This window comes from Sinorhizobium garamanticum (assembly GCF_029892065.1).
Classification (GTDB): Bacteria; Pseudomonadota; Alphaproteobacteria; order Rhizobiales; family Rhizobiaceae; genus Sinorhizobium; species Sinorhizobium garamanticum.
In genome coordinates, this window is sequence record NZ_CP120373.1 from 3,167,341 (window position 1) to 3,191,106 (window position 23,766).

General features: G+C 62.1%; 27 protein-coding genes and 1 pseudogene. 15 read left to right on the forward strand and 13 right to left on the reverse strand.

The genetic code is table 11. The annotated features are described in order from the left end of the window. Position 1: 1 nt before the first annotated feature. Positions 2-445 (reverse strand): GNAT family N-acetyltransferase, encoded by a 444-nt coding sequence (locus tag PZN02_RS14825; protein ID WP_280658724.1) that lies wholly within the window; start codon positions 443-445, stop codon positions 2-4. Between the two features lie 391 nt (positions 446-836). On the opposite strand from PZN02_RS14825, the gene PZN02_RS14830 reads away from it, so the two are divergent. Further along, positions 837-2,045, forward strand: coding sequence for a helix-turn-helix domain-containing protein (locus PZN02_RS14830; protein WP_280658725.1), 1,209 nt, complete (start codon positions 837-839; stop codon positions 2,043-2,045). A 242-nt stretch (positions 2,046-2,287) separates the two neighbouring features. Here PZN02_RS14830 and PZN02_RS14835 read toward each other — a convergent pair whose 3' ends face one another. Further along, on the reverse strand, positions 2,288-3,037 hold the full coding sequence (locus PZN02_RS14835) for a carbonic anhydrase (protein WP_280658726.1): 750 nt from the start codon (positions 3,035-3,037) through the stop codon (positions 2,288-2,290). Positions 3,038-3,378: 341 nt separating this feature from the next. Here PZN02_RS14835 and PZN02_RS14840 point away from each other — a divergent pair, with 341 nt between their 5' ends. Continuing rightward, positions 3,379-4,140 (forward strand): Stf0 family sulfotransferase, encoded by a 762-nt coding sequence (locus PZN02_RS14840; protein ID WP_280658727.1) that lies wholly within the window; start codon positions 3,379-3,381, stop codon positions 4,138-4,140. A gap of 627 nt (positions 4,141-4,767) precedes the next feature. Here the strand turns inward: PZN02_RS14840 and PZN02_RS14845 are convergent. Together PZN02_RS14845 and PZN02_RS14850 are read right to left on the reverse strand one after the other, a co-directional pair. Next, positions 4,768-5,079 (reverse strand): annotated as a pseudogene (locus tag PZN02_RS14845) (adenylate/guanylate cyclase domain-containing protein); the annotation flags it as partial. A gap of 143 nt (positions 5,080-5,222) precedes the next feature. Then, positions 5,223-6,122 carry a LysR family transcriptional regulator ArgP gene (locus tag PZN02_RS14850; RefSeq protein ID WP_280658728.1) on the reverse strand — a complete coding sequence of 300 codons (900 nt, stop codon included), beginning with the start codon at positions 6,120-6,122 and terminating at the stop codon, positions 5,223-5,225. A gap of 104 nt (positions 6,123-6,226) precedes the next feature. On the opposite strand from PZN02_RS14850, the gene PZN02_RS14855 reads away from it, so the two are divergent. Then, complete coding sequence (locus PZN02_RS14855) at positions 6,227-6,835, forward strand: LysE/ArgO family amino acid transporter (RefSeq protein WP_280661510.1); 609 nt, start codon at positions 6,227-6,229, stop codon at positions 6,833-6,835. A gap of 139 nt (positions 6,836-6,974) precedes the next feature. Continuing rightward, complete coding sequence (locus tag PZN02_RS32140) at positions 6,975-7,415, forward strand: hypothetical protein (protein ID WP_342394700.1); 441 nt, start codon at positions 6,975-6,977, stop codon at positions 7,413-7,415. Between the two features lie 739 nt (positions 7,416-8,154). On the opposite strand, the gene PZN02_RS14865 is transcribed toward PZN02_RS32140, so the two are convergent. Further along, a complete protein-coding gene (locus tag PZN02_RS14865; RefSeq protein WP_280658729.1) occupies positions 8,155-8,751 on the reverse strand; it encodes a TetR/AcrR family transcriptional regulator in 597 nt (198 codons plus the stop codon). A gap of 101 nt (positions 8,752-8,852) precedes the next feature. On the opposite strand from PZN02_RS14865, the gene PZN02_RS14870 reads away from it, so the two are divergent. After that, a complete protein-coding gene (locus PZN02_RS14870) occupies positions 8,853-9,893 on the forward strand; it encodes a saccharopine dehydrogenase family protein (protein WP_280658730.1) in 1,041 nt (346 codons plus the stop codon). Positions 9,894-10,295: 402 nt separating this feature from the next. Further along, complete coding sequence (locus PZN02_RS14875) at positions 10,296-11,504, forward strand: helix-turn-helix domain-containing protein (RefSeq protein WP_280658725.1); 1,209 nt, start codon at positions 10,296-10,298, stop codon at positions 11,502-11,504. Between the two features lie 160 nt (positions 11,505-11,664). Here the strand turns inward: PZN02_RS14875 and PZN02_RS14880 are convergent, their stop codons facing one another. Continuing rightward, the gene (locus PZN02_RS14880; RefSeq protein ID WP_280658731.1) at positions 11,665-12,045 is read right to left on the reverse strand and encodes a nuclear transport factor 2 family protein; all 381 of its coding nucleotides are present in this window, start codon (positions 12,043-12,045) and stop codon (positions 11,665-11,667) included. Between the two features lie 16 nt (positions 12,046-12,061). Beyond that, the gene (locus tag PZN02_RS14885) at positions 12,062-12,700 is read right to left on the reverse strand and encodes a glutathione S-transferase family protein (protein ID WP_280658732.1); all 639 of its coding nucleotides are present in this window, start codon (positions 12,698-12,700) and stop codon (positions 12,062-12,064) included. 107 nt (positions 12,701-12,807) lie between these two features. On the opposite strand from PZN02_RS14885, the gene PZN02_RS14890 reads away from it, so the two are divergent. From PZN02_RS14890 to PZN02_RS14905, 4 genes are all read left to right on the forward strand, one after another. After that, positions 12,808-13,428 (forward strand): TetR/AcrR family transcriptional regulator, encoded by a 621-nt coding sequence (locus PZN02_RS14890; RefSeq protein ID WP_280658733.1) that lies wholly within the window; start codon positions 12,808-12,810, stop codon positions 13,426-13,428. Between the two features lie 141 nt (positions 13,429-13,569). Further along, positions 13,570-13,836 (forward strand): DUF2277 domain-containing protein, encoded by a 267-nt coding sequence (locus PZN02_RS14895; protein WP_225107341.1) that lies wholly within the window; start codon positions 13,570-13,572, stop codon positions 13,834-13,836. 88 nt (positions 13,837-13,924) lie between these two features. Next, a complete protein-coding gene (locus tag PZN02_RS14900; RefSeq protein ID WP_280658734.1) occupies positions 13,925-14,263 on the forward strand; it encodes a hypothetical protein in 339 nt (112 codons plus the stop codon). 105 nt (positions 14,264-14,368) lie between these two features. Further along, positions 14,369-14,527 carry a hypothetical protein gene (locus PZN02_RS14905; RefSeq protein WP_280658735.1) on the forward strand — a complete coding sequence of 53 codons (159 nt, stop codon included), beginning with the start codon at positions 14,369-14,371 and terminating at the stop codon, positions 14,525-14,527. Positions 14,528-14,543: 16 nt separating this feature from the next. Here the strand turns inward: PZN02_RS14905 and PZN02_RS14910 are convergent, their stop codons facing one another. The 3 genes from PZN02_RS14910 to PZN02_RS14920 all read right to left on the reverse strand — a co-directional run bounded on the left by PZN02_RS14910 (position 14,544) and on the right by PZN02_RS14920 (position 17,150). Beyond that, positions 14,544-14,960: a DUF1801 domain-containing protein gene (locus tag PZN02_RS14910; RefSeq protein WP_280658736.1), complete on the reverse strand. Its 417-nt coding sequence runs from the start codon at positions 14,958-14,960 to the stop codon at positions 14,544-14,546. Between the two features lie 605 nt (positions 14,961-15,565). Next, positions 15,566-16,096, reverse strand: a complete 531-nt coding sequence (locus PZN02_RS14915; protein WP_280658737.1) for a DUF1801 domain-containing protein — start codon at positions 16,094-16,096, stop codon at positions 15,566-15,568. 523 nt (positions 16,097-16,619) lie between these two features. Then, on the reverse strand, positions 16,620-17,150 hold the full coding sequence (locus PZN02_RS14920) for an Lrp/AsnC family transcriptional regulator (protein WP_280658738.1): 531 nt from the start codon (positions 17,148-17,150) through the stop codon (positions 16,620-16,622). A 48-nt stretch (positions 17,151-17,198) separates the two neighbouring features. Here PZN02_RS14920 and PZN02_RS14925 point away from each other — a divergent pair, with 48 nt between their 5' ends. The 5 genes from PZN02_RS14925 to PZN02_RS14945 all read left to right on the forward strand — a co-directional run bounded on the left by PZN02_RS14925 (position 17,199) and on the right by PZN02_RS14945 (position 22,103). Beyond that, positions 17,199-18,398: an MFS transporter gene (locus tag PZN02_RS14925; protein WP_280658739.1), complete on the forward strand. Its 1,200-nt coding sequence runs from the start codon at positions 17,199-17,201 to the stop codon at positions 18,396-18,398. 258 nt (positions 18,399-18,656) lie between these two features. Next, the gene (locus tag PZN02_RS14930) at positions 18,657-19,004 is read left to right on the forward strand and encodes a YciI family protein (protein ID WP_280658740.1); all 348 of its coding nucleotides are present in this window, start codon (positions 18,657-18,659) and stop codon (positions 19,002-19,004) included. 258 nt (positions 19,005-19,262) lie between these two features. After that, positions 19,263-20,588, forward strand: coding sequence for an MFS transporter (locus PZN02_RS14935; protein WP_280658741.1), 1,326 nt, complete (start codon positions 19,263-19,265; stop codon positions 20,586-20,588). A gap of 379 nt (positions 20,589-20,967) precedes the next feature. Beyond that, on the forward strand, positions 20,968-21,579 hold the full coding sequence (locus tag PZN02_RS14940; RefSeq protein WP_280661511.1) for a class I SAM-dependent methyltransferase: 612 nt from the start codon (positions 20,968-20,970) through the stop codon (positions 21,577-21,579). A 158-nt stretch (positions 21,580-21,737) separates the two neighbouring features. Beyond that, positions 21,738-22,103, forward strand: coding sequence for a hypothetical protein (locus PZN02_RS14945; protein WP_280658742.1), 366 nt, complete (start codon positions 21,738-21,740; stop codon positions 22,101-22,103). A gap of 55 nt (positions 22,104-22,158) precedes the next feature. Here PZN02_RS14945 and PZN02_RS14950 read toward each other — a convergent pair whose 3' ends face one another. The 3 genes from PZN02_RS14950 to PZN02_RS14960 form a co-directional block, all read right to left on the reverse strand. Next, positions 22,159-22,371, reverse strand: coding sequence for a GDCCVxC domain-containing (seleno)protein (locus PZN02_RS14950; protein WP_280658743.1), 213 nt, complete (start codon positions 22,369-22,371; stop codon positions 22,159-22,161). Between the two features lie 310 nt (positions 22,372-22,681). Continuing rightward, positions 22,682-23,095 (reverse strand): cupin domain-containing protein, encoded by a 414-nt coding sequence (locus PZN02_RS14955; protein WP_280658744.1) that lies wholly within the window; start codon positions 23,093-23,095, stop codon positions 22,682-22,684. A 126-nt stretch (positions 23,096-23,221) separates the two neighbouring features. Further along, a complete protein-coding gene (locus tag PZN02_RS14960) occupies positions 23,222-23,758 on the reverse strand; it encodes a periplasmic heavy metal sensor (RefSeq protein ID WP_280658745.1) in 537 nt (178 codons plus the stop codon). Positions 23,759-23,766: the final 8 nt, after the last annotated feature.

Sequence of the window (23,766 nt, forward strand, 5' to 3'; positions counted from 1 at the left end):
GCTAGATCGAAAACACATTCAGTCCTGACACATCGCTCTCGATCAGCTTGAAACCACGGGCCAGATAGTATGGCGAGTTATCGGGCGTTGCGCAAAGATAACAAAGGTCGTACCCGTTCTCAGCGGCCTCTGCGCGGGCCGCTTCAATCAGTTTCGCAGCAATGCCGTGTCTTCTAGCATCGGGCTCGACCCAGAGCGCAGCAATCCACGGTGCGTACTCCGGGCGATCATCAAGATCGCATTCGATGACCAATACTGATCCGAGGTAGACGCCGTTTGCATGGGCAACAAGAGCAAGGGGGACGCCGTCACTTTCGATCATAGGATTGAGGTGGGCGCGGTAGTCCGCCAATGACACATCACTCTCTGTCCACCATGCATGCCATGCTCGGTCCGCGATGGTATCCGCCCAAATGGGGCAGTCTTTAAGATGGGAAATTTCCACTTTACATCCCTGATGCTCGACCCTTGCTTGCAGTGCTGCAACGTAGCTATGTACGCGAGCAATGCAATGGCCGCTCCTTGGGGAGCAATGAGGACGTACACGGCGCTAGAGCAGGATCCGATCAGATTGCAACGAATCGGGAAGCATTGACCCCCCTCTGCCCTGCCGGGCATCTCCCCCACAAGGGGGGAGATTGGCCAGAAGCAACGCCCTGCCTGACCGTGAGCATGCGAACGCCGAAGTCGCCAAATTGCTTGAGCGGGACGTCGCCGCTTGTCAATCTCCCCCCTTGTGGGGGAGATGCCCGGCAGGTGTCCGAACCGGATAGATGGGTGACAGAACGGACCGTTTACATAGGTGACAGTTTTCTTTGCGCCGGGAGGTCCCGGCGATGGTTTGGAGAGAGACTGGCATCATGGACGAGCGGCTGAAGTTTGTCGGGGAATGTCTGGAGGGCGAAGAGACGATGACGGCGCTGTGTGCGGCCTACGGGATTTCGCGCAAGACCGGCTACAAATGGCTGGGCCGCTATCGCGCGCTTGGGCCGCAGGGTCTGCTCGATCTGCCGCGGGCACCGCTGGCGCATGGGCGGGCAACGCCTGAGGAGCTGGTGGCTCGGATCGTGGCGGAGAAGGAGGCGCGTCCGTTGTGGGGTCCGAAGAAGGTGCTGGCGCGGCTGCAGCGCACCGAACCGCAGCTGAGCTGGCCGGCGGCCTCGACGGTTGGCGAGATCCTGAAGCGGCATGGTCTTGTCGGGCGCCGGCGGGGGCGCTGGCGGGCGGCCGGCACCGGCGCGTTGGCGCCCGTCAGCCACCCCAATGCGGTGTGGAGCGGCGACTACAAGGGCTGGTTCCGGACCCGCGACGGGCGGCGCTGCGAACCGCTGACGGTGATGGACGCAGCCAGCCGGTACGTGCTGGCACTTGAAGCCTGCGCAACGCCGTCGGAGGCGGAGGCCTGGCCGGTGTTCGAGCGGCTGTTCAAGGAGCACGGCCTGCCGGACCGCTTCCGCAGCGACAACGGCTCGCCCTTCGCGGCGACCGGCGTCACCGGACTGACGCCGCTTGCCGTGCGCTTCATCAAGCTCGGCATCGGACTTGAGCGCATCACCCCGGGCAGACCGCAGCAGAACGGCCGCCACGAACGCTTCCACCTGACGATGCTGCCGCTGGCGGCGACGCCGGAGGCCGACCAGGCGGCGCAGCAGGCCGCCTTCGACGCGTTTCGCAAGAGCTACAACGACGAGCGCCCGCACGAGGCGCTCGCCATGGCGGTGCCGGCCACCCAGTACCGGCCGTCGCCGCGGCGCCTGCCCGATCACCTGCCCGAGCCCGACTATCCGGCCGCGGCGGCGGTGCGGCGGGTGCGTTCCAATGGCGAGATCAAGTGGAATGGCGACCTCGTCTATGTCGCCGGCGCGCTGGCCGGCGAGGCCGTCGCCATCGAGGAGAACCAAGAGGGGACCTGGACGCTACGCTTCCACACCCACCCGCTCGGCATTATCGATCGAAAGACCAGGCGACTTGTCCGCCCCAGCGCCGTGCAACCCCGACCAGCCGGCGCCGGGGCGGACACCGCTATGCAGGGGGGAGAAGTGTAACCCATGTATCCGGTTCAAAGTGTTACCCATCTATCGGCTGGACACAGGGCAGAGGGGGGTGCCGTCCTGAGCAGCTCGGAGATGCAGCCCGCACGATTCTCACGACGTCCAACGAGATCGGATTTCGCTTTAGCGCGAATTTCCGCTCCCACCCATGCCGTCGGCCATCTCTACAAAAGCGACGCTTTTGTAGAGATGGCCCTGCGGCCGTGAGGGGGAAGCGCCCGCGTTGGTCTCGTCGATCAACTGGAGCTCAGAACATAGCGGCGGTTGCCGGGAAGCGCCGGCCGTGCGTTCATGGAATAAAGCCGAGTGAACCTCTTGATGTCGGCCGGGTCGACCTCGATCGGTTCCATCGCCACCATCCAGTCGACGATCTCGCTGCAGGGAGGGGTGGTCAGCGATCCCTCATAACTCCAATACTTCAGCGAGGAGGGCAAGAGGCCTTTCGGGTCGACGGCATCGAGCTGGGTTTCTTCGCCGGCGTTCTGCGGGAACTTCGCCGCGAGGCTCGCGAAGGTCGGGTTGGCCGCGCCGGGGACAAGGAAAACGCCGAGCACGCCGAGCGCGCCGGTCTCCGCATTCTTGTGAACGAAATGCGCTTCCATCGGGAAGTTTTTGCCCTCGACAAGATGCTCGCTTGGCGCGTGGAAGTGGTACTGCACCAGATCATAGGTCTTGTCGCCGCGGCGAAGCGTACCGCCGGCGGCCTTCACCTGGATCGTATGGCCATTGTTGAGGATCGTGCCGCCGCGCGCCCAGTCGGTCGCCAGATCGGGGATTTCGGCCTTGATCGCGCCGCGGATGTCAACCGGTGATTGCTGCGAGCCGGCCGAACAAGCACTGTTCTCAGTGCTCAAAGTACCCCAATGCTCAGGACCTTCTTCGCCTTCATAGCCCCAATGCACGCCTTCGGCCGCGTATGCCGTTTTGACGCAGAGCGGGCAGGCCGCAAGCAAGGCCAAGCCCCTGAGGAAATCACGCCTTTCCATTCATATTCCCTTTCGAATGATCACGAGCAGATCGCGCTCGTGGGGGCGGGATGTTGTCCTCGATACCTGTCAACCACCTGTCAGAACGACGCGTTTTAAAAAGGGCTGCGCGAAACGCCGACGTTGGCGACAGACGCCGCGAAAGGCTCGGATTGCGCCAGAAGCGGTCATGCCACTGCAACAAGGGGCTGATAAGGCCCGAAACTCTGCAGCGTCGCGCGTCTAATCGGACGCGCAGAGCCGCTGTAGCACTTTGAATCGCTGCATGGTTTTGTCCTTAAATCGATTCCGATTTAAGGAACCATGCGGTAGCGGCTCTCTCCTTGGTTTGAGAAACAGCAATGTCGAAATACGACTCCTATGTGATCTGCACGTCGCCGCGCAGCGGCAGCACACTATTGTGCAAGCTCCTGGCGGCGACCGGCGTCTCTGGAAATCCGGGGTCGTACTTTCACCGTCCCTCAATCTCCGAATGGCTCGCCTATTTCGACCTGCCTTCAGAGGCCGCCACATCGGAACGCGAAACCCTGGCTACGATATTTCGAGCGGCAATTGCGAAGGGAAGCCTCAACACGGGCATGTTCGGCCTGCGACTGCAGAGACATAGCTTTGATTTTTTTGTCCAGAAACTGGCGGTGCTGCACCCGGAGCCAGCGAGTGATTTAAAGCGTTTTGAAGCCGCCTTCGGACGAACGCTCTTTATTTATCTGACCCGGCTCGACAAGATTGAACAGGCCGTTTCGATTGCGAGGGCGGAGCAAACCGGACTGTGGCATATGGCACCAGACGGAACGGAGTTGGAGCGCCTCGCACCGTCAAGTAAAGCTGGCTACAATGCGGAAGAGATCCGCACCTATTGCGACCGGTTTACATCAGATGATCTTGACTGGAGGGATTGGTTCAAATCGCAGCGAATTGAGCCGCTTCAGATCACTTATGAAACGCTTTCTTCCAATCCCATTGAAACCTTGCGAGAGATACTGGGTGAACTCGGCTTGAATCGCGATGCCGCAAACGGCGTGATATCCGGTGTCGCAAAGCTGGCCGATGAAACCAGTCGAGACTGGGTGGCGCGTTTCCGTGCGGAATGCGGTTTCGCTTGATCGTTCACTCGTTGGATGCCGCTCCGCCCGCATTTGCCGCGTTCCGTGCGTTCGCGTCGAACTTCCCCTCACACCCGATGCGGACTTTAGCATCCTGAGGTGCAGGGTCCGCGTTGACCAACAGTGGTCGTCGGCGTTCGCCCGGAGTGCGCCGCGTGTTTTCGTCGGACGTTACAGTACACGACAGTCGCGTACTGGGTTTGGCGGATACTCTTCTCGCCGTCATCCCTGTGCTTGTCACAGGGATCCAGCAGCGCCGCGTCGGCGGCGCGGAAGAGTCTTTTCAGCCCAAGGACTCGGGCTGGCTGGATTCCTGTGACAAGCACAGGAATGACGATGGGAGGAGATGCCGTGAAGGCTAAATTCGACCCCCTGCGGGCATTCGAATCGCAGACTGCTAGCCCCCATCAGCCCGCCGGGCAATATAGAGGCTCGTGATCATATTCCTGATGACGCGGTTCCCAAAGTCGTTCCGGGCGACGCGGCCAAGTTCGGCCAACACTGCATCACGGTCGGAACGGGCATTCACGTTGGAGTAGGTGGCATAAAGCGCCACGGTTTGGTCCGCATCGAGAACCAGAGACCATCGGCTCGTGCTGACCTCCACAACATCGAACGTTCCCGTGCGATGACGTCACCAAGATTGACACCGATGCGAAACTCGAGCCGTTTGTCAGCGGGCAGCTCTTCATTGCACTCGGCCATCGTCTGCTGGATTTCGACGGCGCACCTTACGGCGTCAACCACACTGGGAAACTCGATCAGTTCGCCATCGCCCATGAGCTTGACCACCCGGCCATTGTGGGCGGCAATTTTCGGATCGATCATATTCTCGCGGGTGGTTCTCAGCCGCACTAGGGTATCCGTCTCGTCGACCTCCATCAGGCGGCTGTAGCCGACGACGTCAGCGGCCAGAATTGCTGCGAGTTTCCGCTGCATGGGATGCTTCCCCGGTGCAAAACAGCGTCTGTGCAATTATAGGATAGTTAACGTCCCCATCCCAGTCTGCGGCGGGTGCAAAGTGGTCATTCGCTCGTCGCGTCGGCAAGGGCAGAAACGATGACGACCATCTACATTGTGTTTCACCCGAGAAGCCGCGATTTTGCTGTGGCGACCACTTCGCGCGTCAGGTCCACCAGCCGGTCGGCGGCTAGCCGGTTGATCTGCCAGAAAAGCGGCACGTCCAGCGGGGTATCGGGGATGAGTTCGACGAGTCGCCCGGAAGCGAGATGCTCTCCAGCGAGGAGGGCAGGGTTCATGCACCAGCCCATGCCGGAGAGGCTCGCATCGAGGAAACTCTGCGTCGATGGCAACCAATGGGTGGGATACACGAGGTCCTGTCCGAAGGCCTGGCGAATCCAGCGGCTTTGCAGTCTGTCTTTCTGGTTGAAGGTCAAGGCGGGCGCGCGCCCGATCGCCTCGGGCGTGACGCCGTCGGCGAAGTATTTCGCCATGAACTCGGGGCTTGCCGTGGCATGGTAGCGGAGCGCTCCGAGCGACGTGCGACGGCAGCCCGAGATCGGCTTTTCGAGGCTGGTGACAGCCGCGAGCACGCGGCCGCGCTGCAGCCATTCGGCCGTATGCTCTTCGTCGTCGATGGCGACGTTCAGAAGATAGCGGGATTGCTTGGAAAAATTCGATATGGCCGGCAGGAACCATGTTCCAAGGCTATCGGCACTGGTCGCAACGTGAAGTGTCACTCGCTCGCGCGGCTTGTCGGGATCGGCAAGCGACGGAAGATGCTCCATCAACTCGCCTTCCAGCATGCCGACATTCTCCATGTGGCGGCACAGCCATGCTCCCTTTTCGGTTGCCGTGCACGGGTTTCCCCTGATGATCAGCACCACGCCGAGGCGCTCTTCCAACTGCTTCACCCGTTGGGAGACGGCCGAGGGTGTGACGTTCAAAACGGCGGCCGCCTTTTCGAAGCTGCCGGTCTGAACGACGGTCGCCACGGCGTGAAGCGCAGGATAATCGAGCATGGCGTTAGCTCTTCTTAATCGGGATTATAGAGTTTAATTATCCTAACTCTCCGGCGTTCGCTAGAGAAATGCCCACTCTTTCGTTTGCGGAGCATTTCGTCGGCATGAACTTCCCGATCTATATGACTGGCCTGATGATGGGCTTGAGCCTGATCGTCGCAATCGGCGCCCAGAATGCCTTCATTCTGCGCCAGGGCTTGCGGCGCGAGCATGTGTTCGCCGTGTGCCTCACATGCGGCCTATCCGATGCCATCCTGATCCTCCTGGGCGTTACCAGTCTCGGGCAGATTGCGACCATGCTGCCCTGGCTTGACCCCGCCATGCGATTTGGGGGAGCGGCCTTTCTCATCTGGTACGGCGCGAAAAGCCTCCATTCGGCAGTTCGATCTTCCGGGGCGCTGACGGTTGGGGAAGAAGTCTCTTCAAGGTTCTGGCCGACCTTTGCGACATGCATGGCGCTCACCTGGCTCAATCCGCATGTCTACCTGGATACGGTCGTCCTCCTGGGCACGATTGCGACCCGCTTTCCCGGGGAGGAAATGCTATTCGCCGCCGGTGCCATGTCCGCCTCGTTCCTGTTCTTTTTCGCGCTCGGCTACGGCGCCAAGTGGCTGCGCCCGATTTTCTCGCGGCCGTCGGCATGGCGGGTGCTGGATACCGCGATCGCCGCCGTCATGTGGATGATCGCCTACAGGCTGTTGAGCGGGACGTGAGCCCGTTTAGGCGCGCGACCTTGCGCGTCCGACTGGACGCGCGGCGCCCGTTTGGAAGTTTTGAGAACTATTTGGGAGCGCTTAATTACGGCGCTGTTCGTAACCTGCAGAATTCAACCTCCAAAGCATGGAGGTTGCCATGACCGATACTCTCACCCTTGCTTCGGCCCCGCATCAGGCGGCGCGGTCGGGAATGCCCGTGGCGCTGGCGGAAGGGTCGCGTCGGCACTGCAGCCCGGCGACCCGCTCGAACCGCGAGCAAAAGGCGAATGCCAATCCCCATTTGATCGATGATATCGGTCTGACGAGACATGAGGGCGAGGCAGGGATCGCCAAGCCCTTGGCTGGACACACCGCGGCCGGGGGTGTCGTGCGGCTTCTCGGAAGGCTCGGCACCTTGGCCACCCAATGGAGAACCTGGCGAGGTAGCCGGGCGACCCGGGGAGAGATCGACGATTTGAGCGAAGGCGAGTTGCGTGAACTGGGTATCAGCCGCGTCGCACAGAGGGAGCGGTGGCTTGACGGCCGCGAGACGCAGTTCGCCACGGATTATTTCTACCGCATCGGTCCGGACGTCTGACGGGGAGTGAAGTGAAGTGCTACAGCGTCTGATAAGACGCACGGCGGGTAGAGCGGGATCCGATCAGATTGCAGTGGCAAAGCTCAGGGACATGGGTGTCGATACCCCCCTCTGCCCTGCCGGGCATCTCCCCCACAAGGGGGGAGATTGGCTGGAGCAACGACCTGCCCACTATTGCTGCGAGCCACGACATCCAAGAACCAACGGGCCGAACCACTGGTGGAGCGCGGCATCGCCGCTTGCCGATCTCCCCCTTGTGGGGGAGATGCCCGGCAGGGCAGGGGGGGGTACAGCCAGGGGGCTCGGAGAAGCTGCGGCGCTGGCCCCACGACAGCAGCGCGCTGAGCCTCCATGGTTGCGGCGCGGTCCTCCGTTCCTCATTCCTGTGCTTGTCACAGGAATCCAGTCAGCCCAAGTCCTTGGGCTGAAAGGAATCTTCCGCGCCGCCGACGACGCGCTGCTGGATCCCGTGGTACAGGGATGACGGAAAAAAGCATCCGCAAATCCATTAGGCTGCTGTCGTGTACTGTGGTGTCTGATAGGACGCCACGGCGCGTCCGCGCCGTGAATGACTCCGTCTCCCCAGATGCCGCCAGAGTTGTGGTTCCGCTTTAGTTGCGCCCACGATTCTCCAGCGCCCAAGGACCTGGGCGCGCTGGATTCCTGTGACAAGCACAGGAATGAGGAGCTTGGGGTCGCCGTGCGTCACGCTTCCTTGGTGAGCTGAACTGCGACCGTCCTATGACCCGGCGGCGGTAATCAGCGCTTGCGCGGTTTGCCGCAGGAGGGGAATGGCTTCGCCCGGTTCCAGAACCTGCGAACTGACGAATGCGCCGTTGATGAGCAATGCGAGCTGACCGGCAAGTTCGTCCGGGCGGTCAACGCCCAGCCGCTCCGCGATCCCCTTCAGCCGGCGCCGCATTTCACGCTTGTGGGCCGCCGCGACCTTTCGTGCCGGGTGGTCGGCTTCCGGGAACTCCGCGGCAACGTTGATTTGCGGGCAACCGCGATAGTTCGGCCGTCCGACCCGCTCGCCGATCCATTCGAGATGCGCGTCGAGCTCCGCCCGCGCGTCGTCAGCGTGTTTTTCGGCCACCCGGTCCCATGTGCCCCAGAAATCCTGGTCCTCGCGCGCGAGGAAGGCCGCGACGAGATCGTCCTTCGTGCCGAAATGCCGGTAGAGGCTGGTCTTGGCGACGCCTGCCTCCTCGACCACGAGGTCAACCCCCACGGCGCGCACGCCGCGCTCATAGAAAAGGGTCGATGCCGTCTCGAGGATCCGGTCCCGCACGTCGATAACATCGTGGTTATTCGTTTTGGCCGCGCTTTTCGTCATCACTAACCTCCAATGTCGGGAACCTAGCACGGCCACGCTTGACACGCTACAGACTTGTTTGTAGCCATAGAACAAACAGGTCTGTAGCGTGGAGGAAATCAATGACCGTTCGCTCACCAGGAACTTCAAAGCAGGATCGGGCTGTGGCCGTGTTCGGGGCTGCCGGGCATACGGGGCGTTTTGTCGTCGCGGAACTCTTGCGCCGCGGCATCGTCCCGATCGCTGTCGCACGCGACGTGGCGAAGCTGGCGGAGTTCGCCGATCGCGGCATCGAGGTGCGGGGTGCTTCGATAGACGACCCGGACTCGCTCGATCGGGCATTCAAGGGCGCGGCCGCGATCATCAACTGCGCCGGCCCTTTTCTCGACACCGCAGATGCCGTGGCTTCCGCAGCGCTTCGTGCGGGCATCCACTATCTCGATGTGACGGCCGAGCAGCCGAGCGCGCAGGCGATCTACGACAAATTCGACAAGGCGGCGCGCGATGCCGGGGTGCTCGTTATTCCCGCCATGGGCTTTTACGGTGGCTTTGCCGACCTGCTTGTTACGACGGCCATGGGCGACTGGGAGTTCGCCGACGAGATCAGGGTAGGGATCGCTCTCGACAGCTGGCATCCGACGCAAGGCACGCGAATAACGGGCGAGAAGAACACCGCGCGGCGCATGATCGTTGCCAACGGCGAGCTTACCCCGGTGGTTCAGCCAGCCGCCGAGATGGACTGGGACTTCCCGGAGCCGTTTGCGCGGCAGAAGGTCGTCGAGCTCCCGTTTTCAGAGATCGTCGTGATTGCGCGGCATACGCGGTCATCCGAGCTCCGCACCTACCTCAATCGCACCGCGCTTAGCGACGTTCGGGACCCGGCGACGCCGCCGCCCAAGCCCGCGGACGAGAAGGGCCGATCCGCGCAGATCTTCCTGGTCGAGGCGACCGTGCGAAAGGGCGAGCAGATCCGGCGGATCGCCGCTGAAGGGCGAGACATCTACGCCTTTTCGGCACCGCTCATCTGTGAAGCTGTTCAGCGCATCCTTGACGGCAGGGCGCGGGGCAGTGGGGCTCAGGCGCCGGGCGCCATTTTCGACGCCCGCGACTATCTCAACGCCCTGGCGTCGCATCATCTGTCGTTCGTGGTGGCGGAGGGATAGCTGGCTAACACCAATCCCGCCTGTCTCTCTCCGTGACAGGCGGGATCGAAGCTGACGCTACAGCGACCTTTGCGCGTCCGACAAGACGCGCGGCGCTGTAGAGCGGGATCCGATGGCAATGGCGAAACTGAGGGGCGCGGGTGTCGATACCCCCCTCTGCCCTGCCGGGCATCTCCCCCACAAGGGGGGAGATTGGCAAGTGGCGATGCCGCGCTCTACCAATGGTTCGGCCTGTTGATCCTGGGATGTCGTGGCTCGCAGTCATCATGGGCAGGTCGTTGCTCCAGCCGATCTCCCCCCTTGTGGGGGAGATGCCCGGCAGGTGTCCGAACCGGATAGATGGGTGACAGAACGGACCGTTTACATAGGTGACAGTTTTCTTTGCGCCGGGAGGTCCCGGCGATGGTTTGGAGAGAGACTGGCATCATGGACGAGCGGCTGAAGTTTGTCGGGGAATGTCTGGAGGGCGAAGAGACGATGACGGCGCTGTGTGCGGCCTACGGGATTTCGCGCAAGACCGGCTACAAATGGCTGGGCCGCTATCGCGCGCTTGGGCCGCAGGGTCTGCTCGATCTGCCGCGGGCACCGCTGGCGCATGGGCGGGCAACGCCTGAGGAGCTGGTGGCTCGGATCGTGGCGGAGAAGGAGGCGCGTCCGTTGTGGGGTCCGAAGAAGGTGCTGGCGCGGCTGCAGCGCACCGAACCGCAGCTGAGCTGGCCGGCGGCCTCGACGGTTGGCGAGATCCTGAAGCGGCATGGTCTTGTCGGGCGCCGGCGGGGGCGCTGGCGGGCGGCCGGCACCGGCGCGTTGGCGCCCGTCAGCCACCCCAATGCGGTGTGGAGCGGCGACTACAAGGGCTGGTTCCGGACCCGCGACGGGCGGCGCTGCGAACCGCTGACGGTGATGGACGCAGCCAGCCGGTACGTGCTGGCACTTGAAGCCTGCGCAACGCCGTCGGAGGCGGAGGCCTGGCCGGTGTTCGAGCGGCTGTTCAAGGAGCACGGCCTGCCGGACCGCTTCCGCAGCGACAACGGCTCGCCCTTCGCGGCGACCGGCGTCACCGGACTGACGCCGCTTGCCGTGCGCTTCATCAAGCTCGGCATCGGACTTGAGCGCATCACCCCGGGCAGACCGCAGCAGAACGGCCGCCACGAACGCTTCCACCTGACGATGCTGCCGCTGGCGGCGACGCCGGAGGCCGACCAGGCGGCGCAGCAGGCCGCCTTCGACGCGTTTCGCAAGAGCTACAACGACGAGCGCCCGCACGAGGCGCTCGCCATGGCGGTGCCGGCCACCCAGTACCGGCCGTCGCCGCGGCGCCTGCCCGATCACCTGCCCGAGCCCGACTATCCGGCCGCGGCGGCGGTGCGGCGGGTGCGTTCCAATGGCGAGATCAAGTGGAATGGCGACCTCGTCTATGTCGCCGGCGCGCTGGCCGGCGAGGCCGTCGCCATCGAGGAGAACCAAGAGGGGACCTGGACGCTACGCTTCCACACCCACCCGCTCGGCATTATCGATCGAAAGACCAGGCGACTTGTCCGCCCCAGCGCCGTGCAACCCCGACCAGCCGGCGCCGGGGCGGACACCGCTATGCAGGGGGGAGAAGTGTAACCCATGTATCCGGTTCAAAGTGTTACCCATCTATCGGCTGGACACAGGGCAGAGGGGGGTGCAGCGCCGGACGGCTCGGAGAGGCTAACCGCGCAAAGGCAGTCCCGCCTGTCTCTCTCCGTGACAGGCGGGATCGAAGCTGACTCCAGTCTTGCTGGGGTCAGCCGCCCTTCACATAACCCAGCGCTTCCACGATCCGCCCGTTGCGCACGTGCATGAGGTTCACGCTACGCACGGAATCGCGGTGCTCCGGTCCCCAGATCAGCCGCCAGCGGATTTCGCCGCGATCGCCGCGCGCGATGATGCCTTCAGTTTCGAAGTAAGCACCGGGCATCGTGGCGATTTTCGTCCGAAGCTCAATGCACTCTGCCTTGCCTTCGTGGCGGGCGCCGTCCGATGCCGGCTGCGTGTTTTCGATCACGCAATCATCGGCAACGAGGTCCTCAAGGGCGGCAGGGTCGTGGGTGAGGAACACCTGGTTGAAGCGTGCCAGAATTTCGGCGGTCTGGAGACTCTCCGGGTCTTTGAAGCTTGTCATCATGACCTCCCTTTTCGGTTCACGCAGCCGTGCGCGGCGCGAAGAACACGCCATTGGCGCGGTGAGCGAGCCGTTCGGCACGCAGCGCTTCACGCACCGCGGGGCGAGCGCCGACCCGGCGCATGAACGGCTCGAGCCCTGGCCAGCGTGACAGATCGATGTCCTGCCACGGAGTCCAGTTGAGGCAGACGAAGAGATAGACATCCGCGACGCTCAAGCGGTCGCCGGTCAGGAAGTCTCCGGCAAACTGGGTCGATATCCAGTCGAGCCGCTTCGTGACATGCTTTCGAAGCGCATCCTTCACCGCGGCATATTCGGGATAGAACATCTGGGCCATCGGCTTGTGGAGCTCGGTCGACACGAAATTCAAGAGCGACTGGATGCGCCGGCGTTCACGGGCATCGCGAGGCGCGAGGCCGCCGGATGGCTTCATGTCGGCCAGGTGTTGGACGATTGCCGGCCCTTCCATAAGGATCTCGCCGTCGTCCAGCTCCAGCACCGGCACGTATCCGTTCGGGTTGAGGCTAAGAAAATCCTCTCCGTCGCTGGTCCTCTGCGTTGCGCGATCGACCTCGACGATGTCGATATCAAGTTCGAGTTCCCGCGCGACGATATGTGGCGACAGGGAACAGGCCGCCTGGTGGATATAGAGTTTCATGGCTTTCTCCGATCTCGAATGGGTCGGGCCTGATTGTTGCTCGACATTTATACGCGTTCGCATATAATCCTGGTGACGTCAATATTTTTATGCGAGATCGAATATAAATGACCAATGCGAAACGCGGGCGGCCGGTGCAATACGATCGGGAGCAGGCACTTGAGCGGGCGAGCGATCTCTTTTGGTCGGCCGGTTTCGCCGCGACATCGCTTGATGACCTCAGCGCGGCAACACAGATGACGCGTCCGAGCCTCGCCGGAGCGTTCGGCGATAAGGAGGCTCTGTATATTGCGGCGCTTGAGCGTTACCGCGACGCCAGTGTCGATGCCATGAGAGAAATCCTGAGCGGGAAGCGGCCGCTCAGGAAGGAACTGGCGGACGTCTTGCGAAAAGCGACTGATGTCTACATGGCGTCCGCGGATGCAGCACGCGGGTGCATGCTGATAGGAACCGCTTCGGTCGAAGCCGTGCATCGGCCGGCCGTTCGTCGGGTGCTGCAGGAGAGCCTAGGCGCATTCAATGTCGTCCTGGAGGAGCGTATGTGCAAGGCAATTGCCGATGGCGAGCTCGACACGGAGGCCGACGCTGCCGGCTTGGCATCCGTGACCTCGGCCGTCATGCATTCGCTCGCCGTCCGCGCGCGTGCCGGCGAGCCGCGAAATGCGCTCGACAAGCTCAGCGGCGCGGCGGTAGACCTGATCTGCGGACGCCGCGAACGTCCGGAATAGATGCTCCGGGGCAGGGAGCGCCTATAAGGTCACCGTCGGCGTCTTTTGCGCAAATGCTGCGACTGTTATGACGTATTCTGTCCTTATGCTTGATGAAGGGCCCATCAAGGTGAGGGAAACGAGGATGACCGGGAGCAAGTCATGTGCAGAAACATAAGACCCCTGTTCAATTTCGATCCGCCGGCGACGGACGAGGAAATCCGCGATGCGGCGCTGCAGTTCGTGCGCAAGCTGAGCGGAACCACCAGACCGTCGAAGCGGAATGAAGCGGCATTCGATCATGCGGTGAGCGCAATCGCGCAATGCGCCCGCGAACTCATCGATGCCCTCGAGACGTCGCAACCGCCACGCAACCGCGAGGAAGAAGCCGCAAAGGCGCGCGCGAGAAGCGCAGCCCGCTTCGCGTGACCTGCCGGCGGACAGGACGGCGAAAGCGTCGCTGGCTGATGGAGCCGGAACAAGCGGGTGCGACGAAGCCCGGAATGGCAGGATAGAAATGACCAATGTAGAGCGACGGTGTGTGGGCGGGTCGCTGAACAAGCTGTGGGATAACAACGGAGAGTTCGGTCAACGTGTGAAGGACGCCCTCACGGAAGAAGATATCCGCGCGATGCTTCAGGAAGGGCCTATTAGGTTCGTTGAAGTTGACGTGGGCAGGCCGCTGCGTTGGATACCGCTGAATGAACGCTTTGAATTTTGGAAGTCAATGCGCCCAAACTTGCAAGTGTTAGAAAAGCCTTACTTGGAAGATTACCCGAGCTGCTTTTTCTATGCTGCGTCTGAGTGGACCGGGCGCGATGGTGAACGCCTGATTGTCCTTGAGAAGTTTCATTAGGAGTACGCCTGTTGACGGGTGCGTAGCCTATGGCCTCGCGACAAAACAGTCGCACGGCGGTGGCTTCCTTCGTGTTGCGCGGGGCGGTATGAGGGGGCGCGTTCCATGAAACAGCAATTCTTCCCGGATGGCGTCGGCGTCGTAGCCCTTGTCGGCCAACATCCGACGCGGACGACTCACCGGTATAGCGAGAAGATCGGCAACAGCACCGAGTTTTCGCCGCTCGTTAGGATAAATCCAAGACTGACCTCGGCGCGTCGTTGAGCCGGTTTCGCGCTCCTCAACCGCTCTTCGGGCTCTTCCGGGAGCGGGCAGCTTTGGCCGACGTGTTCAGTTCCACGGCGGCGCGGATGAGCCCCTTCAGCGCCTCCTCATCGATCTTTTCGCCCTCGTGGATATCGATGGCGCGCCGGGTGTTGCCCTCGAGACTGGAGTTGAAGAGGCTTGCCGGGTCGTTGAGGGAAGCGCCCTTGGCGAAGGTGAGCTTCACGACCTGCTTGTAGGTCTCGCCGGTGCAGATGATTCCGGCGTGCGACCACACAGGAACGCCTCGCCACTTCCACTCCTCGACGACTTCGGGGTCGGCCTCGCGGATAAGCGCGCGGACCCGGGCGAGGGTTTCGCCCCGCCAATCGCCTAGCTCTTCTATTCTGGCATCGATCAACCGAGAGGGATTGTCTTCTGCTTTTCCGTCCATCGGGTCGCCTTTCTTCATGGTTGCTGTCGCTCGCTTCGCGCCTTCACTCGGACGTGCGGGACACTCGACCAATTCATTGTTTCATTGAAACCACAGTACACGACAACAGCCAACCTCTTCGGTTGCGGTATGGCAAGGCTTCTCTCCTCCACCGTCAGCCATGGCGCGCCGTGAATGACTCGCTTTTCGGGGAAAACGCGAATGCCACCGTCGAGCGGGCAGGAGTCTCCTGCGCCCAAGGACTTGGGCGCGCTGGATTCCTGTGACAAGCACAGGAATGAGGGCGGGCGGGGCGGCCCGCGTCAGCTCATTGCGCCGCTGCACCGCCAGCGGATGTCGGCGCTCGATGGGCAAGCCCTACCGCCACCGGCCGCCGAACATTTGTCGGCAGGCTCGATCAGGCTTGAGCATAACCAAGAATTCCCTCTTTCCTGTGCTCGTCCCAGGAATCCAGTCAGTCCAAGTCCTTGGACTGAAAAGACTCTTCCGCCGCGCGGACTGGGCGCTGCCCCAGGTTCGGCCAATCCCGGTTATTCAGGCACTGGATGTACCCTCGATAGAGGTCGGAGAGTTCGGCTCTTGTCATGACCGCTCTTCATTCCCGCTCACATTCGTTCGCCCGGCAATTCGCTGGCCTGCTTGATCCAGGCGGCGAGCTGGGCTTCGTCGAGCTGGTCGTTCTCGTGGATGTGGAAGTAGCGCGCGTGTTCCATCTTGGACGCGACGGGGGGAGAAGGGTTGAGCGAGGCGCCGCGGAAGAAGGCCAGCTTGATGTATTTCGTGAAGCAGTGAATGCCGAGGAACCAGGTCTGGCCGTCCATTCCGTAGAGCGGCGAATTCCACTTGACTGCCTTCTGCACGTCGGGGACGGTGCGCACGATGAGCGCATCGAGCCAACGCCCGACGTCGCTTTTCCAGCCCGGCATGGCGGCGATATAGGCCTGCACGGGGGCGTCGCCGTAGCCCTTGGCGATCTGGGGATTGCCGCCCGAGAGGAGGGGAGGCTCAGCGCCCGCCGGCTGTTCCTTCGCCGCGGCATTCGCGGGCTTGCGGGCTGATGACCTAGCGACCGACTTTCCTGGTTTGGCGGCTTTCTCTGCGACCTTCGCTGACTTGATGGACGTCTTGTCGGGCATGCGCTCACTCCACTTCTGCATGAACAAAATCATGCAGCGATTCAAAGTGCTACAGCGACCTTTGCGCGTCTAATGAGACGCGCGGCGCTGTAATGGACGGCGCCAAGGATACTTCGATTTCCAGTGATGTCGACCTGCCGGGCAGTCTGGCCGTCGGTGGGGAGTTACGCAGCGGCGCGTCAGGGGGATGCTCTGGATCGGCAAATACGATAGGTGATCGGTCAACTCCTGACACCTAGGGAACAACAAGCGTCCCGCGGGTGTTGCTAGACCATTTCAAGACGAAACCGGTAAGCACGCAATGCGTTTGATTTTGATAGTTATAGTTCTTTCGGTCATCAGCATACTTGCCTTCAAGTACGCCGATAATTCACTGGGAAATGCACCTATCGCGGCCACGGCCGAAGAACTCTCCGAAGATTAGAGCGGATGAGCGAAAGGGTGTTTTCCACCCGCATCCCGCCCGGCGCGGCGCGGGTTCTGACATCAGGCGCACATCCGAAAGCCGGCTGCGCCGGCCGGCTTATTCTTGGCCTTTCACTAGGGTCGGCCATTCCGCCGTCGTGCCCGGCTGCACGGGCCGCTCCAGATAGGTGGAAAGCACGACATAGCTGCGGGTCGCCTTGACGCCGGGCGTGTCGTAGAGGCGCGCCAGCAGCCCCTCGAGCGCATGGGTGCTCTCGGTGCGAACCTTGAGCAGCATGCAGGTGTCGCCGGCGACCGTGTGGATCTCCTCGACTTCAGGATGCTGCTCGATCGAAAGCAGCGCCGGTGTCTTGCCCCAGCCGGTCGTGTCGACATGGACGAAGGCAAGCAGCGTCTTGCCCACCGCCTCGGGATCGACCAGCGCCGCCACGCGGCGGATTGCGCCCGAGCGCCTGAGGCGCTTCACGCGCTCGTGCGCGGCCGGCGGCGAAAGGCCGACGCGTTCGCCGAGTTCGGCGTAGCTCGTGGTGGCGTCCTCGACTAGAACGCCTAACAGCTTTCGGTCCATCGCGTCGAGTTCACGGTCGGCGGGGCGCTTCCGCCGAATATCATCTGTATTTTGATCCATTCCGAAATCGCCTCTTGTTGCAGAATGTGGTTCTGCAATTATGCAGGAATGACGAACATCAATCAATCCATTCCAGGCCTATCCGCGGAGAGGGCGCGCATCCCGCCCTTCGCCTTCGTGCTCACCACGTGCATTGGCGTCATCGGCTCCAACTCGCTGGCGCTCGGTCCGATCGCGCCGGAAGTGGCGCGGAGCCTCGGCGCGGACGTTCCTACCGTGATGACGGCCTCGGGCGCCTTCGGTCTTGGCACCGCGGCGAGCGCCGTCTTCCTTGGCCGCCTCATCGACCGCCATGGCCCGCGCCGCATGCTAGCGGCGGCGCTCATCCTCCTTGCCGCCGGGCTTGGCGGCAGCGCGGCCGCGCCGGCGCTGCCGCTGTTGGTCGCTTTCCAGCTCATCGTCGGCATCGCCGCAGGCATCGCGCTTCCCTCCATCTATACGCTGGCCTCGATCATCGCGCCGGCCGGGCGCGAGAGCGAGACGATCGGCCTGGTGCTGACCGGCTGGACGCTCAGCATGGTGGCCGGCGTGCCACTGTCGGCCGCCATCGCCGATTTCGCCGGGTGGCGGACGGTCTATGTCGTCGTCGCCACCGCAACTCTTGTCGCGTGCGCTGCCGTCCGGCTCGTCGCGGGCACGGAGGATTCCGGGCGCAGGCAGGTTGGCGGGGGCAGGGCGACATCGCCGCTCGCGGCGCTCGGCGTTCGCGGCGTCGCGCCGCTTCTTTCCGCCTGCGCGGCGTTCATGGCGGCCTTCTATGGCGTCTACGCCTATATCGGCGACCATCTCCATGCCGCACTCGGCCTGCCTGTCAGCGCCAACGGCCTCGTTGCGGTCTCCTACGGCTTCGGCTTCGGCGGCGCGGCCTTTCTCGATCGGCTGATCGATCGCTTCGGTGCGGGCAGGTTGCTGCCGTTTATTTTCCTCGCCGTCACCGGCGTCTATGTTGCGATGGCGGCGGCGAGCGGCTCCTATGTTGCGATCCTGGCGGTGGTGTTTCTCTGGGGGCTCGCCAACCACTTCGGGCTCAACGTGCTCATCATGCGGCTGACCGCGCTCGATCCCGCAAGACGCGGCGCCATCATGGGGCTCAACAGCGGCGTCACCTATCTCGCCCTCTTCGCCGGCACGGTCGGCTTCGGCGCGGCCTATGCCGGAAGCGGCTTCTTCATCCTGCCGCTGGCGGCGGCGGGGCTGATGCTCGCGGCGGCTTTGTTCGCGGCACGGGCTCTAGTGGTGAAAGCCTGACGCTTGGTACCCGACGCGTGGGGCAGCTCAAGGGTGGAGAGCGGTCGTCCAACTGGTCTTGGGCCCCTGGATCCGAGGCGTTCTCAGAACAACTATCATGCATAGAGCCGTCAGGCGTCGCTCTGTCGTAAGTCGGCCGCGCTTTTGCCGACGAGTCGCTTAACGAGGAGAGCTGCTGGCAGGATTTCTTGCGCTCATTGTCGAATCGCGGTCGCTACCTGCGACTATCTATCATCGACGGCACCATGGAGAAACCGGATGCGGTACCTTTGTCTCTTCTACATCGATCAAAACCTTGCTGACGCCGCCAGCAAGGAGGAATGGGCCGAGATCGACCGGGAATCCCTAGCTTCCAATGAAGAGCTCAAGCGATCAGGCCACTATCTCGCCTCCAACGCTCTTGCCGATCCAAAGACCGCAAAGACATTGCGCGTCCGTGCCGGCAAGGCGAGTTGGACCGACGGGCCCTTCTCAGAGACCAAGGAGCATCTGGGTGGCTTCCTGCTCATCGAAGCGAAGAACCTTGCGGAGGCGATGGAGATCGCGGAGCGGGACTCGCTCGCTCGGATGGGGGCGATCGAGGTGCGGGAGACGGCCGGTTTCTAACTTCGAAATGCCCCGGCTACTACCACCGGCCGTAAACGTCCGCTTTCCGAGACGCCAATAGGCGGCCGGAATGGCCGCTCTGGGTCGGTTCGTGCGGCATCCGCGGCGCCATTTATCGATCAAGTAAAATTCTGCAATGACGATCCCGTTACTTCCGAGATTCCGCTCGCTGGAGAGTAGGCGGTTTTTGATCAGCTATTTTCGTGTTAGAGTGCTGCAAAAATTTGGGGGCCATGTGTTGAAACGGGAGGAAGAAACATGGCTGTCCAGGTCCCGACGGATTTCCGCCGCGTGATTGTTGCCGCGTCGGTGGGAAACATCATTGAATGGTATGACTTCTATATTTTCGGGAGCTTGGCCGCGGTGCTGTCGGTCAAGTTCTTCGAGCCATCGCATCCGGTCGCAGCGCTCCTGAGCACGATTGCGCTGTTTACCGCAGGCTTCCTGATCCGTCCGCTCGGAGCGTTTCTCTTCGGCTGGATGGGTGACAGGGTCGGCCGCAAATACACGTTCCTGATCACGTTGAGCGGCATGGGGCTCGGCACCGGTGCCATCGGCCTGATCCCTACCTATGACGCGATCGGCCTGACCGCCGCGTTCCTGCTCTTCGGCCTCAGGATGATCCAGGGTCTGTGCCTCGGCGGCGAGTATGGCGGCGCCATCACCTATGTGGCCGAGCATGTGCCCGATGAACGCCGCGGCTACTACACCGGCTGGCTCCAGACCTCTCCGACGCTCGGGATCGTCGTGTCGCTGGCCGTGGTCATCGCCACGCGCACCTATTTCGGCAATGAAGTCTTCGAGGCGTGGGCTTGGCGCGTGCCGTTCCTGGTGTCGTTCCTGCTGGTTGCCATCGCCATCTACATCAGGCTCCAGCTCCAGGAGACACCGATTTTCCAGGAGATCAAGGCCAAGGGGCAGATGACCCAGAACCCGTGGAGGGAAGCCTTCCTCAGTTCCAACATCAAATATGTCGGGATCGCCACCATCGTGCTGATCGGGCAGGGGGTGGTCTGGTACAGCGGCCAGTTCTGGGCACTGTATTTCCTGCAGCAGGTTTCCAAGGTGGACGCGCTGAGCTCGTCCTACATCGTCGGCGCAGCGCTGCTGATCGCAACGCCCAGCCTGATCTTCTTCGGGTGGCTCTCCGACATCATCGGCCGCAAGCCGGTGATCCTTGGAGGTATGTTGCTCGCCGCGATCACCTACTATCCGCTATATCTGTGGCTCGGAATGGTGACGCAGCCCGACAACATCAACTATCCGATCGCGATCTTCATCATCTTCATCCTCGTCTGCTACGTCGGGATGGTCTATGGGCCGGTCGGGGCATTCCTGGCGGAATATTTCCCCGGCAGGATCCGCTACACATCGGTGTCGGTTCCCTATCACATCGGCAACGGCTGGGGCGGCGGGCTGGTGCCCTTCGTCACCTCGGCGGCCTTCGCGGCCACAGGCAGCATCGGCTACGCGCTGATCTACCCGATCGTCGTTCCCGCCGTATGCTTCGTGCTCGCGCTGATCCTGATGCCCGAGACGCGCCAGGTCAGCATATGGCAGCCGGCTGAGCCCAAGGTAGGGTGAAGTCGCCCACATGCGGTGATGCCAGCGCCGTGCGTCTGAGAAGACGCGCGGCGCTGTTGATGTGGGGTGAGAACTGCCGGGGCGCCACCCCCCTCTGCCCTGCCGGGCATCTCCCCCACAAGGGGGGAGATCGGAAAGTGGCGATGTCCCGCTTAACTAAAGACCCTTTGCGCGCTGTTTTGAATTGGGCGACTTCGGCATTTGCGCGTTTGCTGTCGGGCAAGGCCAGCGCTTCTGGCCAATCTCCCCCCTTGTGGGGGAGATGCCCGGCAGGGCAGAGGGGGGTGCCCACACCGCTTCCCAAATTTCAGTCGCTGCAGCCTTTGAATTGCTGCATGTTTTATATTTAAGCAAACATGCAACTGCCGGGGAGGGAATGATGGGTATCTACCGCGACGTCGTCCTGCCGAAACTCTGCGATTGTTCCATGCGCAACGAGCGCCTGCTTCCCTATCGCGAGCGGGTGATCGGCGCGGCGGAGGGGCGCGTGCTTGAGATCGGCTGCGGATCCGGTCTCAACCTGCCGCACTACCGCCCGGCGGTCCGGGAAATTCTGGCGCTCGAGCCTTCGCCGACCCTCGTGGCCATGGCGCGTCGCGTGCCGCATTCCGCGATCCCGGTCAACTTCTTCGAGGCCGACGCCGAGGCGATCCCGCTCGATGACGGGAGCGTCGACACGGTGGTGACGACCTGGACCCTGTGCACCATCCCCGGCGCGGCCACAGCGCTTTCGGAAATGCGCCGCGTGCTCAGGTCCGGGGGCAGGCTGCTGTTCGTCGAGCATGGGCTCTCACCGGACCGCGGCGTGCGCTGGTGCCAGGATTGCCTCAACCCGATCTGGCGGCGCATCAGCGGCGGCTGCAATCTCAACCGTCCGATCCGGTCGATGATCGAGGAGGGCGGCTTTCGGGTCGACCGGGTCGAGACCGGCTATATGCGCGGGCCGAAACCGATGACCTACATGTACGAAGGCAGCGCCCGGCCTAAGTGACTGGTCTCCCCGCGGGGGGTGCCACATGCCCCATGCGGGCTTCGGGCGAAATCCAGACGAACAAGCTTTGTCATAAACTATTTACTTATCGATTGAACCTCGCAGCAACATCTCTCAGCTAATAATAGCTCTTTCAAAGGTGTGCTTGGGGCGCTGGGATGTCGATATCACTTTATATACTGGCCGGTATTGCCATGATTATTGCCAAGGGACGGCAGGTGCACAGGCTGCTTCGCAGCGGCAGCTACAACTGGAAAAGCGCCGGCGTCATTTTCCTCGCTTGGTCGGCAATGACCGTGCCATTTATTGTTTCGGCTTGTGACGAGGTTGTCTGCCAATGGAGCCTGAAGCTTGGCTGGTGGGCCGACCTGCTTCGTCAGGTGTCGCCCTTCGACAGACTTGATGCCGGCATGACGGTCACCGTGGTGCTGCTCACCTATATGGTGCTGACGATCTACTTTCTCGGCCATTGCCTTGGTTGGGTGCTCTTTGGAACCAAGAGGCTGCTTCGGTTCGCGGTGTAGTCAGCACGGAGACTCAGCCGGCGCAATATGCCGGAACGGTCGCAAGGACTGGAACCTATTCGCAGCATCGAAGCTGCTGTTGTACCGGCGGGCACTTCACCGAACCGAACGAACAGAACACGCAGCAGTCTCCGGGGCGGGGACGCAGCAGTGTCTTGCAGTTCACGCACTCATAATAGAACTGGCAGGCATCGGTCGGCATGGTCTCCTGCCGGGCGAAACCGCAATGCGGGCAGGTCAGCACGGATTCAAGAACGATAGTTTTCATCGCGGTAGTACTGGCTTCAATTCGCGCTCCCACAGCGCCACGCGTCTTTTCAGACGCGCAAAGCACGCTGTAGCACTTTGAATTGCTGCATGTTTTTATCCTTAAATCGAGTGCGATTTAAGGAAATATGTAGCAGGACTTGCAGCCTTCAGGCTACCTCAGCAAGGCGGATTGGCCGAACGGCGCTGCTGCATGTTTCCTTAAAAACATGCAGCAATTCAAGTGCTACAGCGTCCTTTGCGCGTCTAACAAGACGCGCGGCGCTGTAGGAAGCACCCCCAGAGCCGGCGGCGAGAACGCTAATTTCCGATCAATCGTCGGGGATCGTCAGTTCCGTTTCGTCCGTATCCACGACGAAGACCGCCAGGATCTTGGCGTCTTCCGTATCGCTGGCGTTTGCGCTGACTTGATGATGATCGCCAGGAACTTCAGTCCAGTTTTCGCCTGTTTTGTAGATCTTGACCTCGCCGCCATTGACCTGGCTCTTGATGCGCCCTTCGATCACCGTCGCGGAGATAAAGGCGCTCTTGGCATGCGTGTGCGAGGGGTTGTATCCACCGGGTCCGTATTCCACCAGGACGCCCCGCATGCTCTTGCCCGGAACATGGGGCAGCTTGTGATCGAATATCGTTGTGACCTTGGCATTGTACGGCTCGTCGCCAGCGAGCGCAGGCGCGGCAGCAATCAATGCCAAGGAAAAGGCAGCAGCAATGGCCCTGAACATCAGGTTTCTCCTCTACGTGGTCGGAACCTGCTGCGATCTAATCCATGAATAGGCGGCTGGAGACTAGGTATACCTTGGTTTGTGGCGCGGGGGCGCATTGCAGCCACCTGCCATTGGCCGCATCGTCTACCGCTGCCGATGGCCATTGACCGTGTATCCGCGCAGTTCGTTGTAGCGCTTGACCTGATCCTCGTTCAGGATCCGCGCCATCTGCAGATGGGCTGCAAGATGAACGAAACGGAGGCTCGCCCGGCTCGCCTCGATCCGGCGAAGCAGCATTCGCAAGTGGTCCGGGTCGATCGAGCCATCGCGGAAGGCCGTGTCCAACGCCGCTTCACCGGCGAGCAGGTTTTTGCCCTCGACCACGGCCTGGTTCCGCATCTCCTCGAAAATGCGTTCTACGGATCTCTCCTGGTCCGCCGTCAACGCCAGTTCTCGCTTCATCTTGAGCACATGCGACGGTCCCGGCACGCCGTTGAGCTCGGCCGGCTTCGCCAGTCCCCAGCCGCCGCCCGCCTTCAGCTCGGCGATGTCTTCCGCCGAGAGACTCTTGATCTCGCGCTGCTGCTCTCCGGCATAGGGGGACATATGGGCGTGTTCTCCCTCCGCCGCGGCGGGCAGGGGAAGAGCTACGGCAAGGAATGCAAGGATCAGGGATTTCATGGCTTGCC